This is a genomic window from Leptolyngbya sp. FACHB-541 (assembly GCF_014695875.1).
In the GTDB taxonomy this organism is placed as follows: Bacteria; Cyanobacteriota; Cyanobacteriia; order Elainellales; family Elainellaceae; genus JAAUTN01.
The window spans coordinates 26,652-39,494 of the sequence record NZ_JACJPC010000077.1; the positions used below are offsets into that span (position 1 = coordinate 26,652).

Below are 12,843 nucleotides of genomic sequence, written 5' to 3' on the forward strand. Positions count from 1 at the left end.
TTGACTCGATCTGTCAAGGATAACTTCGTGGAAGTCCTGCAAGGTTACAGCCTCTTGATTTATAGGTTCGCGATACCTGCCATCTATCTGCTCTGTCGTCTTGGGCAGAGCCATCTCATCCAGGAGCGCCTGTTCTCTTCCCGCTTCCTCACTTCAGCTAAACGCGCTTCTTTACAGATCGAGCCTGTGTTGCTCTGTAGCAAGCCTACTCTGCAACCCGAATGTCCTTCACGCTTAGAACTTTTGGGTAGGCTCTCATGATGAGTACTGAATTTCCTTGGTTAACAGTCCTGATTCTGTTCCCCCTTCTAGCATCCCTGCCGATTCCCTTTCTGCCCGATCAAGAGGGCAAGGTGGTTCGCTGGTATGCGTTGGGAGCAGCCTTAACAGAATTCGCGCTGATTATTTACACCTTCTGGCAGCATTACGACCTTCGCAACCCAGAATATCAACTGGTTGAAACCTATAGCTGGCTTCCTCAAATTGGGCTGAACTGGTCTGTTGCAGTAGATGGGCTGTCGATGCCCCTGGTTATCCTGACGGGTCTGATTACGACGCTGGCGATCCTGGCAGGCTGGCAGGTGAAGCACAAGCCACGCCTGTTTTTCTTCTTAATGCTGGCGATGTACAGCGCTCAGATTGGCGTTTTTGTCGCTCAGGATCTCTTATTCTTCTTCATCATGTGGGAACTGGAATTGGTTCCGGTTTACCTGCTGATCTCGATTTGGGGTGGTGAGAGACGCTCCTATGCAGCGACAAAGTTCATTCTCTACACAGCAATTGGGTCGCTGTTTATTCTGCTAGCCGCCTTTGCGATGGCTTTCTACGGAGATAACTTCACTCTCAACATCTCTGAGTTGGGGATGAAGGATTACTCCCTAACCTTTGAGTTGCTGATTTACTCTGCCTTCCTGGTCGCCTTCGGTGTGAAGTTGCCGATTTTTCCCTTCCACACCTGGTTGCCCGATGCTCACAGTGAAGCTCCTGCCCCAGCATCAATGATTTTGGCGGGTGTCCTGTTGAAGATGGCTGGCTATGGGTTGATTCGCTTCAATATTGAGATGCTGCCCAATGCCCATGTCTACTTCGCTCCAGTGCTGGCAGTTTTGGGTGTGGTCAATATTATCTACGCTTCTTTGACTGCCTTTGCTCAGACTAGCTTGAAGAAGAGACTCGCCTACTCCTCGATCGCTCACATGGGGTTTGTCCTGATTGGTATCGCCTCTTTCACCACGCTCGGCATCAGTGGCGCAGTGCTGCAAATGGTGTCGCACGGTTTGATTGCAGCGGCTCTCTTCTTCCTGTCGGGTGTAACCTACGAGCGGACTCATACCCTGGCAATGGATAAGATGGGCGGCATGGCGAAGAAAATGCCACTGGTGTTTGCCTTTTTTACCGCTGGCTCTCTCGCCTCTCTAGCGCTTCCTGGAATGAGTGGCTTTGTGGGTGAATTGACGATATTCCTTGGCTTCACCACCAGCGATGCTTACAGTGCGACCTTTAAGGCAGCGATTGTGCTGCTGGCAGCGGTGGGTGTGATTCTCTCGCCAATTTACCTGCTCTCGATGCTGCGGGAAGTCTTCTACGGTTCTGAGAATGTCGAGCTAACCGCTAAGTTTAGCTTTAGCGATGCTAGACCCCGTGAAGCATTCATCGCGATCTGCCTGCTCGTCCCAATTGTGGCGATCGGAGTTTACCCGAAGCTGGCAACGCAAACCTATGATGTGAAGACCGTAGCAGTCGCAACGCAAGCAAGAAACGTGCTACCGCTAATTGCTGAACAGCCGATTCGCATCTTTACGCCTCCCTTCTTCGCACCGCCGATTTTGGGCGCTGAAACGAAGGAACTGGCTAGCTTGGCCGAATAGTCCCTAGCAGTTTAGGCAGGACAGTTAAACGAGATAGAGTGAGCCGGACGTATCTAGGATATGTCCGGCTCACTCTATCTTTTAAAGGGCAAGGTTTTCTAAAGACTTGTGAAGCAGTTTGATTAAAGCCTTGCAGACATCCAGAATTCTGGCGGTTAGACTTGAAGTGAAAGACGTTCAAGCATGATGATGCGACTGCAACTTTTTGGGCGATCGCCACACTCCCTTTCTTGCCTAGTTCTAGCTCTTGCTCTAAGTTTAGGGTTACCGCTAAAGGCGATCGCAGTTGAGCGAGAAACCATCCTTTCCCTGATTCAGGACACTGCACCGCCAGACTTGCGATTTTTGCAGCCAGAAGCCGTTCCAGCAGACGGTTCAGTTATTACTGCGGATACCGTTTCTCAAACTGACCTGACTCTTCCTAGCCTGTGGTGGGCAGACGAACAGTTTGGCGGCAAATTGCTGAACAATTGGTTTGCTTTCACAGGCAGCAATGGCGAAACGCGCCGAGTAGACCTGATTGTCAATCAGCAAATCTGGAGTCTTTACAATTACCTGGAGCGCTATACCTTTATCAACCAACTGGGTACTGCTGCGCAAGAATTTGGCTACAGCACCAGAGTTTACAATCAGCAGCAAGAACCTTTAGCAGCTTATATTTGCGAGTTTCCAGTGGCTGAGATTGATGCTCAACGGTTGGTCAGCCCAGATGATTTGCCCGAGGAGTTGCCTCAGAGCGACTGTGCCATTCTGCTTGACTCGTTTGGTCAGGGCGGTTTGACTGGGCAAACCAACCCTTTTGAGCGCTTCACCACTCCTCAATAACTAGAGTTAGCGCACGGTGTAAGTGTAGTTGCCCTGACCCGTCGCGTCGTAGGAGTTAGCGAGAATTCGGTAAACCCCAGTCGTGGGCAGCGTAACGGTGATTTGAGAGTTGAGATTGTCTGAACTGATGTCGTCATTTTCGGCGACGCGATCGCCATTGGGGCCCAGCAAAATCAGATATGTATCAAACTCACTACTCTCTAGCGTGATGGTAACGGTCTGACCTGCTGTACCGGAGAGAAGGTGTTCTCTAAACAGAGAGCCATCGGTAAGGACTGGTCCACCCGCTGCTAAAGTACCCTGTCCCTGTAAAAGATAATCCCCTGAACCCGTAGTAGTGGAGCTATAGGGAATGCTGCTGATGGGTGCCTGCTGTTGATTCAGCGCAAGAAATGTTTGACGAGCCTGACTGTCACCGCGTCGTGTTTGGGCAGAGAATTGGCGGTTACACTGCTCTCTCGTAATGCCGCTAGAGTCGCCCTGGACACCTTGGCGAAAAAGATTTTCTTCAAACGCGGGAATGAACAAACAGCCCTGGAGTTCGTTTTGGAAGGTTAGCAGAATGTTTTCGGGGTCACAGATGCCTCGCTGTTGATCCTGCGTGTTTCTCGAAAGGCACATGACTGGCTCGTTATTTAGGTAGCCAAAAGTTGCGTTTGAAAAGGCGGACGCACCATCTCTAACAAAAACTCGTTGAAATCGGGCAGAAATGACCTGGCAGCGCACCTCAGCTGTGTAGGGTGGGGGTGCCCAGGCAGACGTAAAGGTAATGAAGTCAATAACTTGCCCATTCCCGGCAGCAACCATGACCGGGGGTTCACGGCTTTCGTCGCAGTAAAAGCCTGACCCTGTTTGTGCCTGAACGGGCTGACGTAACCCTGGCAGCAGCGAAATTGTTGCAGTCGAGCCAACCAGTAAAGCAACTAGGAATTTAGCTAATTTCATAGATATTTGTTCTAGTTCTAAAGGTGAAGAATGAGGGGGAAAAGCTAAGAAGGAGGCGTCTCGAATTTGCCTATTTACAGACAAACTCCACTGGGGCAATCCGGATCGGTGAAAGTGGGAGCTTGGGGCTGAGGTTGAGGTTGGGTCGCAGGACGCTGACGCTGCGTTTGAGAGCGGCGCTGGCTGGTTTGGCGTTGGCGGGGTTGGGATTGACGTTGTTCAGCAGCTCTTTGCTCGGCGGCTCTTTGCTCGGCAGCTCTTTGCTCGGCTGCCCTTCGCTCAGCGGCTCTTTGCTCGGCTGCTGAGATTTCGGTGTTGGCTTTTTCTATGAGGGGAGCTGCTTGCTGTTTCCAGTATTCATTGGCGATTTTTTCGGTTTCGGCGATCGCCGCCTGCCATTCACCCTGATCTACCGCTTCTTGGGCAGTTTTCAGCAGCCCCTCATCGGCTTCCCATTCCTGATTCCAGGAGACAATTTGCGCCTGCGCCTGCTCATAGATTGAGCTAGTTTCAGGAATTGCCCCCGCCATTGCTACGGCGTTTTCTAACTTTCCACCCTGATATTGCTCGGCTGCCAGTTCTAGAATTCGCTCAGACCACTCACCCACAAGGTTCTGAGACTCCTCATGGGCAGAATGACCTTCAGCAATTTCGTTGGCGGCAAGAATGGCATCTTTGAGTCGATTGCTGGCTGCCAATGCCTGTGCCCGTGCTAATTGGCACTCTCCCAAAAGCTGCTGGGCCTGTGCGTCCCCAGACAGCGCCATCGCAGTGCGAACGCATTCCTCGTGGTTTCCTTCCATCTTCAAGGAAGTAATCTGACCCAGAGCAAATTGGCGCTGAGACTGGTTGTAGTAATTTAACCCAACGACGGTAGTGGCGATCGCCGCTGCCACTCCTGCTCCTACCCCTAGAAACTTCCAAGGGAAGTGAGGAGACTGCACGACTGTCCCCTCAGAGGGGGGAGAAGCCACAGTCGGCGGCACTTGTACCGGAGGAGAAGGCGGCTCCGTTAGGGGAACGGTTGGTGGTGAAGATGAGGAGGCAGCCCGAACCGACGCACCCAGCATCCCTTCAACCTGCATACCAGGGGGTACGGAAGGAGGCGCAGTCACAGGCACCGTTGGTGCAGAGGAACTGGTTACTACGGGATCTGGGGAGGACTGAGCAGAAGCAGGGTCAACAGACACCACTTCAGTCTCAGGAACGCTGCTGGCAGCAGCTACGGGAACTGCAGCTGAGTCTGGTTCGGGAAGCGTTGGCAGTTGCAGATTAACTTCCGTTGGGGGAAGGGGAAGTCCCGACAGAGAGACAGGAGCAGTCGGAACGGTCATTATTTCAGGCGGCTGAGTTACAAGCGGGGGAGCGACACGTTGAGATTCGGTGGATGCCATCAGTGGCTCCAGTGCCCGCATCACTTCTTGCGTAGTCTGGTAGCGCTGGCGGAAGTCATAACAGACCATACCATCCAAAATTTGGCTAAATTCAGGACTGACGTTAATTCCGTCTCTCCAAACGAGTTCGCCTGTTGTTGGGTCGTCTCGCAACTCAGCTGGATACATTCCGGTCAATGCCTGAATGCCCATCATGCCAACGGCGTAAATGTCGCTACATAGACGAGGTTTACCGCTGAGCAGTTCGTTGGGCGCGTAGCCCATTGTGCCTACCGCAACCGTTAGCATGGTCTTGCCTTGGGAAGTTACGACCTGAGTGCTGATTTGCTTGACTGCACCAAAGTCGATTAGCACCAGCTTGCCATCGCGCTGCCGCCGCCGAATGTTGGAGGGCTTGAGGTCGCGGTGAATGACCTGATGCTGATGGACAAAGCTCAGGACTTCGAGGATGTCCCACACCAGCTTGATTGCGTCTACCTCTGACCAGCGCTTGCCCAGCAGCAGTTCACGGCTCAGATCATGCCCTTCGATGAACTCCTGAACCAGGTAGAAGTCTTGCTTTTCTTCAAAATGGGCTAAAAGCCTAGGAATTTGACCATGATTACCCAGTTTGTGCAAAGTTTTTGCTTCGGATTCAAACAGCCGTCGGGCAACCTGTAGCGTTAGCGGGTCAGTGAACTGCGGCTTAAGCTGCTTGACGACGCAAAGGTTATCTTCGGGGATGTACGCATCTTCTGCTAGGTAAGTTTGACCAAAGCTACCGCCCCCCAGGTGCTTAAAGATCCTGTAGCGACTTCCAACAACTTGACCCAGCATAAAAATTCAGTGTTTTTGTCTATCAAATTAGCACGAAGCAAATCTGTCCCCAGACATAAATACAAGCTGCTCGATGAATTTTCCATAAGGATTTGGCAGCAGCGGCACCCTAAAGCAGCAACAGTGATTCACCAAGGATTACCAATCATCGTAAACGCCGCCCAATAGTAGGGATGCGACAGCTCACGACTGCTAATATCCAAGCTGGCAGAGGGAAGGTTTAACCCTTCAATTCCCTCCAGTCCACGCAACTGTCCATCTTCCAGATACACCTCACCTCGCGCCATCGCAATTTGTGCTTGCCGTAGGGCTTCTGCCTTAATGGGAGCAGTGCTTAGCGATTGATAGAAGCCCGTCATCAAAGCGGCTGTTCCAGCATCACTGACATACCAGAGACTTGCAACCGCAGTTTTTACTCCTGTTTGAACGGCTAGTCCGGCAAAACCCAGTTCTGCCTGTTCATCTCCCAGGGCAGTCCGGCAAGCACTCAGCACCAGCATTTCTACAGCGGGGTCATTCCAGCCAAGCTGCCGCACCTGATCCATTCGCAGCTTGTCATTCCAAAGCTGAATGTAGGAGTCGTTGACTGGACCACCTACAAAGTCAGCATGGGTTGCCATGTGAATGATGCCAAAGGGCTGCTCGGTGCGGATTTGTTGTAAGTTGGCGATTGTAGCGTTGTCGTTGAGAAAGATTCTGCCGCGCCAGAGGTTTAGCACAACGGTGGAAAGCTCGACGGGCACAGCAGGCAATGGGGTTTGCCCCTGGGTGCTCTCAGAAACGCCCATTGCCAGCATTTGAGCATCTTTAATATCGACATAGCGAGTATCGGTCAGGCTCAGACTAGGCATTAAACCGACGCTGTACTGTTCGATCAGGAATTGCTCACCGTTGTGCAGGGCGGAGAAGGGGAGCGATCGCAATCCTACATCTGGCAAAAATACCAGATTGTTGATTTCCTGAGCCTGCAAGTCAGGCTGGATTGGGGCAACGAGCCACTGATAAAGCTGTTGAGCCGATGTTAGATAGCTGGTGCTGCGGGTACGGCGAGGGTTGGTCACTTCCCCACGAAATGACTGGGCAGCAGCTAAAACTTGAGCACGAGTGGCTTCTGGGACTCGTCTGCGCGTTAGTCCTGTTTTGGTAATAACTACTAGTTCCAGTTGATCGCTGTCCTGAGGGGTGTATCCGGGCAACAAACTCAGCGACTCAGGCACAAAACTGACATAGATAAACGCAGGTTTGGCTCCCGTTGCGTCTTCAATTTCCTGCAAGATTTCCTTTGCTTCGTCGAGCGACCGAATTCGAGTATTTTCCAATCCCAGGTAGTTCTCAAACTCCTGGGTAAAGTTCTCTTCCAGAGGGGCGATCGCCGTATCAATACTAACGGGCGATCGGCTGACAATTTCTGGTGTTGGGTTGGGAGGGTTGCGGGGAAGGAGTTCCTCTTCGTTAAAGGGTGGAGGAGTGGGAGTGGGCGTAGGGGTTGGAGTCGGGGTGGGCGTGGGCGTGGGGGTTGGAGTCGGAGTGGGAGCCGGGGTGGGCGTGGGAGTTGGAGTCGGAGTGGGAGTGGGTTCAGAAGTGAGTACTTGGATGTTACCCAGCACGAATTCGGTGCCAATGATAGGTGAATTGGCGGCAGTTAAGGTTGATTCGCCTGTGGTAATGGCACCCGCAGTGCCATTGGTAGGGTTAGCAGTGCCGATGGTGAAAGGAGTTTCGGTCCTACCGCCATCGTGCTGAATGCTGATAGAGCCACCCCCCCCTAAGCCTGACGTGGAAATGCTGGCGTTGATTTCATTGCGATCGCTAAAACTATCCAGCACCCGAAACAGCCGCCCTGCGGTAATGTTTACCGTTCCGCCTGTTCCCTCAAAGCCTTGAGTGTTAATTGTATTCACCCGAATCGCACGGACTGCATTCAGCGTCACGTCGCCGCCATCGCCGCCGCTGGAGGTGTTGATATTGCCAAGCAGCAGGTTTGCACCGGAAATGTCTAAGTTACGGCCATTCGTATCGAGCGTATCATTCAGATTCATGGAGAAGGTGCCTACGCCATCTCCATCAGCATCCGCCCGAAACTGAACCGGACCCGATTCAAAGGTGCCAAGGCTAAACAGGGTAAGAACACCGTCTGAAAGCGACTCGATCGTAATGTCATTGGTTGCTTCTAGCTGAAGATTGCCAGAGGCGGCTGCATTTTCTATTGCTGTTTCAGAAATGGTGAATGATTCGTCGGGATTTCCATCACCCGCTAGGACTGCATTATCGCCTAGCAGTTGAGCATCATCGTCAGCGCCATCGCCTGCCACAATTGTGATGTTCAACGGGTCGAGCAGCAAAGTGCCGACTTGCCCATTAGCCGCGCTGGTGTTGACAGTACCTCTAAAAATCAGGTTTTCGTGACCCGACACCTCAACAAAGCCACCATCGCCCGAATCTCCCCCCTGAGCGCTGATGCTGCCGTGAAATGCAGCGGTATCATTTGCCCAAACGATGACTCGACCACCATTTCCGCTCTCCTCGGCATTGGCGTTGATCACAGAGTCACGATCAATCAGAGTGCGTGAGGCAGTAGGGATGCTGCCTTGCCCCTGATAGTCGCCGCCGATCAGTACGGTGCCACCGCCACTGCCAGAAGCATCTATGTTGGCTTCTATCAGTCCAACGACATCGCCCAAGACTTGGATTGTGCCGCCAGGTTGACCGGGAGCAGTTGAGGAAACGTCCAGCCTCCCGGAGGCGATCGCCACTCCTGCCTGATTGGGAATTTCAATACCAGAGCCAACTAGCTCAACTTCACCATTGCGGTTGAGCCGCAGTCCAGTTGCATTGCTGGCACTTCCACCCGTGAGCAGTTCTGGTAGCGAAGCAGTTGGCAGCGTCCATGGGGTAGGTTCACCAGACTGAGGATTAGCTGCAACAGGTTCGATTTCGACGCTAAGCAAATGACCTGCTTGGCTCAGCCGTACCCGATTTGCGCCAGAAACTGCGGTTAGGGTAATTTGTCCCGCAGGTGCAGCGAGTTCTCCTGTATTAGTAACGGTGCCACCTAGCAGCGTCAGGGAATGCCCTCCAGAAACACTGAGGTTACCTGCATTGGCGATCGCCCCCGGTTCCGTCATGGTGAAAGCAAACTGAGTTGGCGCACCGACCAAACTGGTGTAATCATTTGCCCCTGAGCCGTTAAACCAGCCTTGCTCAAATCCAATTCCGTTGCCAGTTGTGGCGGTAAACGAGGCGGGTACATCCAACCGTGCAGTTGCACCAAATAGGATTCCAGAAGGATTCATCAGATACAGGTTTGAGTCGCCCTCCGTGACCTGAAGCAAGCCGTTGATTAAAGAAGGATCGCCCCCCACTACCCGTGCCAGGATATTTTGAATCGTTGGGTCAGAGCGAAATAGGGCAATTTCATTGGGGCTTAGCCCAAACCGCTCAAAGCTCTGGAATAAATTGGCACCATCTTCTGAAAGCAGCCCGCCGCGAATAATGTAGCGATCGCCATCAATCCTAACGCGAGTCCCTGTCCCGTCATTGGCAGGCACAATAGACTGAGCTGCGGCTGGGGTAGCCACTGTGCCGACAATAAGCAGCGTTCCTACAGCAAACGTTCCTACGGCAAAAGCAACAGAGGGCAGAGGAGAGGCGATCGCACCACCCCGTGTATGTTCCTGACCAGAAGATAGCGAAACACCCGGCGTAGAAGAAATCATAGCGGTGCCTGAATGCTGAGTAACCGTTACTACAAAATACGCCAGCCCTGATTAAGATCAGAGCTGGCGATATCAAAACTTAATTCGGTTACAGGTCCAAGCTCAAGTTGGGAGGATTTTGAGCTTGAGAGCGATCCGTCTACTCGCGATATCCAGTACCAGTTGTACCAGTTGTACCACTTGCGACATCTGGCTCTCGATAAACTTCAGTGGTCTTGCGTTTGCGGAACAAATTTGCTACACCAATCAATCCGAGTAAACCCAACCAGCCCCAATTGTTTGCGTCATCACTACTCTCTTGCAAAGGAGTGGTGTCTAGAGTGGGGTTGTTTGATTCGGTTTGAGCGAGCGCAGATGGGACAACGGGCACTAGAACTAGGCTGGCTGCTAAGATACCAGCTTTCATAATCTTAGAAAAGTCCATGCTTTTCATATTCACTTCCTTCATTTAGAGTGCAAATTTCTATCAAAAAATTTTTCAACTGTCCTGATGGCGGCGGGTCTTAGAACATTCCTAAGACCCTTATTCTCTTATCAGTCCAATTCTTACCGCCTAATCTGGATTAGTAGCGTGTAGAAGAAGTCCGGCTTACTTCGTCAGGTTCGCGGTAACGGGTAGTGTGATCATCATCTTTGCGAGCCAAACCAGCCAAGCCGATCAGACCCAACAGACCCAGCCAACCCCAGTCAAAGTCGCGATCGCCTTCCACTTCCGTCTCAGTGCCTTCCACTTCCGTCTCAGTGGTTGTTGTGGTGCCATCAACCGCAGGAGCATCTTGCGCAAAGCTAGGCGCACCTACAGACAACACAGTCAGGCTCAGTCCTAGTGCACTGGCTCCAGCCAATTTGGCGAAATTGGAAAGTTTCATAGTTAAGTATCCTCGCTAATTCTCATTTGTTAAGGAGATCTGGCAGTGCAACGACTGCACGTGTTCAATGAGTTGTTGACGGCTTGTTAAATCGTTTGTTTTAGCTATTCAACAACCATGTCTCTACAGTATTCGTTTGTCTTCAAGACTTGAATCAACCTAGAGCGATAAACCCGGATCAAGCCTAGTCATCCTGCAGAGATAGAGGATTAGCAGAGACGAATCTATTCCAACCTTTTCAATAGAATCAGCCTTAGAAGAATCAATCGACTTAATTTCAATTCTTGTACATTCAAAAAGCCGAAACCTTTGATTCACTGAAGTTTTAGCTTTAAATAAAAATGAGAATCGAATTTAGAAATATTAGAAATACTGGGGTTCTGTTCTAGAAATAGGAAGCTTTGGGTTAAGACTTTGAAAAGACATAAAAACAGATATTCTCAGAAAATACACATTTCTAAACATTCTTTGGTTGCGAACTAATCTACGAATTCTATAGATTCTTACAGCAGCCTCAAATCGGTTGTAAGTGGAACCAAGAATAGGAGAAATATAGCTTTGGGCAGCCCCTATGAAATTAGAGTTTTTTCGATGCGGCGGTCAGGAATCAGCCCCATGAGTGCAACTAAAACGTATAGCAAGCAAGCGAGCCTTGAGTTCTACTACTGCGGTAGATAGGGCGCAATCAGACACACACGCAGCAGGTTTACTATTCTAGGTTTGGACGTTATCTCACAGCATGAACTGATTAGCGCATGGCAGGACACAGTAAGTGGGCAAATATTAAGCGGCAAAAAGCCAGAGTAGATGCGGTGAAGGGCAAAACCTTTGCCAAGATCTCGCGGGAGATTATTGTGGCAGCCCGGAGCGGAGTGCCTGACCCTGATGGTAATTTTCAGCTTCGCACGGCAATTGAGAAAGCAAAAGCGGCTGGAATTCCCAATGACAATATCGAACGGGCGATCGCTAAAGGCTCCGGCAAGCTAGGCGCAGATGCAGATGCGCTGGAGGCAATTCGCTATGAGGGGTATGGTCCGGGCGGTGTAGCTGTCTTGATCGAAGCATTTACCGACAACCGCAACCGCACTGCCGCTGACCTCAGGGCCGCCTTTAACAAAGCAGGCGGCAACTTGGGAGAAACGGGCTGTGTCGGCTGGATGTTTGAACAGAAGGGCGTTGTCACCCTGATTGGGGAGATTGACGAAGATGAGTTGCTAGAAGCATCGCTGGAAGGCGGAGCAGAATCCTACGAACTGGTTGAGATCGATGAAGCAGCGGGAGCTGAGGTCTTCACGGAACCCATCAACCTGGAAGCCCTGAGCCAAGTTTTACAGGAAAAAGGCTATAAAATTCAGCAGACCGAACTGCGCTGGATTCCGCAAAATTCCGTAGAAGTGATTGACTCTGACCAGGCGCGATCGCTGCTCAAACTAATGGATGCGCTAGAAGACCTGGATGACGTGCAGTCTGTCAACGCTAACTTTGATATGGCAGATGAACTCATGTCAGTCAGCATGGTCTAACGGTTCATCAGCAACAGCCCCTAGCCCGACTGATTCCAATAAATTGCGCCAACGGGCTGCCGCTGCTTCGTCTTCAGGATTGGTGCGGCGCTGCTCGGCGATTGCAGACAGAGCATCATGCCAGAGTCCGGCAGCAGCATAAATGGAGGGGCGATCGCTCTCTGCTGCTGCCTCGATTTCAGCCGCCAGATCAGGGGCAGGCTCAACTCGATGAAGCCAGCCTTCGGTGTAGAGGTCGGCTGAGCGATCGGCTGAATCGCAAATCAAAGAGAAAGACCAGCGGTATAGCGCATCCACTTCTAAGGGCGGCATTCCAGCATGGGCGGGTAACGCTAGGCTAACAATTCCCGCTTCACCGGTAATCTGCAATATAGTGCGATAAATCTCGTTGTCTGCCTCGTCAAACAAGACCAGCTCTATTGCCTCTGCTTGATTTGAGGGAACCCGCCAGAACAGCGTCGGATAGCCCGACAGCGTTCTTCCGTAGTTGTCCATTGGCATTAAGGCAACCAGTTGCGAGTCATCCAGTTGTGAGTGATCGATGCAGTTACCGCTGCCCCTTGTACCACCTGCCTCACGCCGACCCGGCAACCCTGGTGCAGGTGGGGTATATCCTCCAGGTGCAGGTCGAGCAGATGGGCTCTCCAGTTCAAAACCGGGCTGGTCGGTTGGGGGTGCGTCTGTCCCAGACGGACTCCCGAAGTCTCCTGCCCGTGTGCCGCCATCCCCTAAACGCTGAGGTAACCCCCGCTCTGGTGGAACGTACTGCTGCGCCAAGGCTGACGGCAAACCGCTATTGAGCAATAGCCCTAATGTCGTCAGGTAAGCCGCAATGCGAATAAGTCGAGGGCGATCGCAGTGCATAGGGAACACCGAATAAGGAACTG

9 protein-coding genes are annotated in these 12,843 nt (G+C 51.7%); 3 read left to right on the plus strand and 6 right to left on the minus strand.

Annotated features, from left to right (window positions below):
- Positions 1-257 precede the first annotated feature (257 nt).
- Together H6G00_RS17150 and H6G00_RS17155 are read left to right on the plus strand one after the other, a co-directional pair.
- Complete coding sequence (locus H6G00_RS17150; RefSeq protein ID WP_277881901.1) at positions 258-1,868, plus strand: NAD(P)H-quinone oxidoreductase subunit 4; 1,611 nt, start codon at positions 258-260, stop codon at positions 1,866-1,868.
- Positions 1,869-2,051: 183 nt separating this feature from the next.
- Positions 2,052-2,693: a hypothetical protein gene (locus tag H6G00_RS17155; RefSeq protein ID WP_190797689.1), complete on the plus strand. Its 642-nt coding sequence runs from the start codon at positions 2,052-2,054 to the stop codon at positions 2,691-2,693.
- 6 nt (positions 2,694-2,699) lie between these two features.
- Here H6G00_RS17155 and H6G00_RS17160 read toward each other — a convergent pair whose 3' ends face one another.
- From H6G00_RS17160 to H6G00_RS17180, 5 genes are all read right to left on the minus strand, one after another.
- Positions 2,700-3,638: a COP23 domain-containing protein gene (locus H6G00_RS17160; RefSeq protein ID WP_190797690.1), complete on the minus strand. Its 939-nt coding sequence runs from the start codon at positions 3,636-3,638 to the stop codon at positions 2,700-2,702.
- Between the two features lie 74 nt (positions 3,639-3,712).
- Complete coding sequence (locus H6G00_RS17165) at positions 3,713-5,848, minus strand: protein kinase (protein ID WP_190797691.1); 2,136 nt, start codon at positions 5,846-5,848, stop codon at positions 3,713-3,715.
- Positions 5,849-5,976: 128 nt separating this feature from the next.
- Positions 5,977-9,564, minus strand: coding sequence for a CHAT domain-containing protein (locus tag H6G00_RS17170; RefSeq protein WP_190797692.1), 3,588 nt, complete (start codon positions 9,562-9,564; stop codon positions 5,977-5,979).
- 139 nt (positions 9,565-9,703) lie between these two features.
- Entirely contained in the window at positions 9,704-10,012 is a 309-nt protein-coding gene (locus H6G00_RS17175) for a WGxxGxxG family protein (protein WP_347278192.1), read from the minus strand.
- 115 nt (positions 10,013-10,127) lie between these two features.
- Positions 10,128-10,433, minus strand: coding sequence for a WGxxGxxG family protein (locus H6G00_RS17180; protein ID WP_190642775.1), 306 nt, complete (start codon positions 10,431-10,433; stop codon positions 10,128-10,130).
- Between the two features lie 755 nt (positions 10,434-11,188).
- Between H6G00_RS17180 and H6G00_RS17185 the strand changes: the two genes are divergently transcribed.
- Entirely contained in the window at positions 11,189-11,956 is a 768-nt protein-coding gene (locus H6G00_RS17185; RefSeq protein ID WP_190797693.1) for a YebC/PmpR family DNA-binding transcriptional regulator, read from the plus strand.
- On the opposite strand, the gene H6G00_RS17190 is transcribed toward H6G00_RS17185, so the two are convergent.
- Entirely contained in the window at positions 11,939-12,820 is an 882-nt protein-coding gene (locus H6G00_RS17190) for a DUF928 domain-containing protein (RefSeq protein WP_190642773.1), read from the minus strand. The two genes, H6G00_RS17185 and H6G00_RS17190, sit on opposite strands and share 18 nt — an antisense overlap.
- Positions 12,821-12,843: the final 23 nt, after the last annotated feature.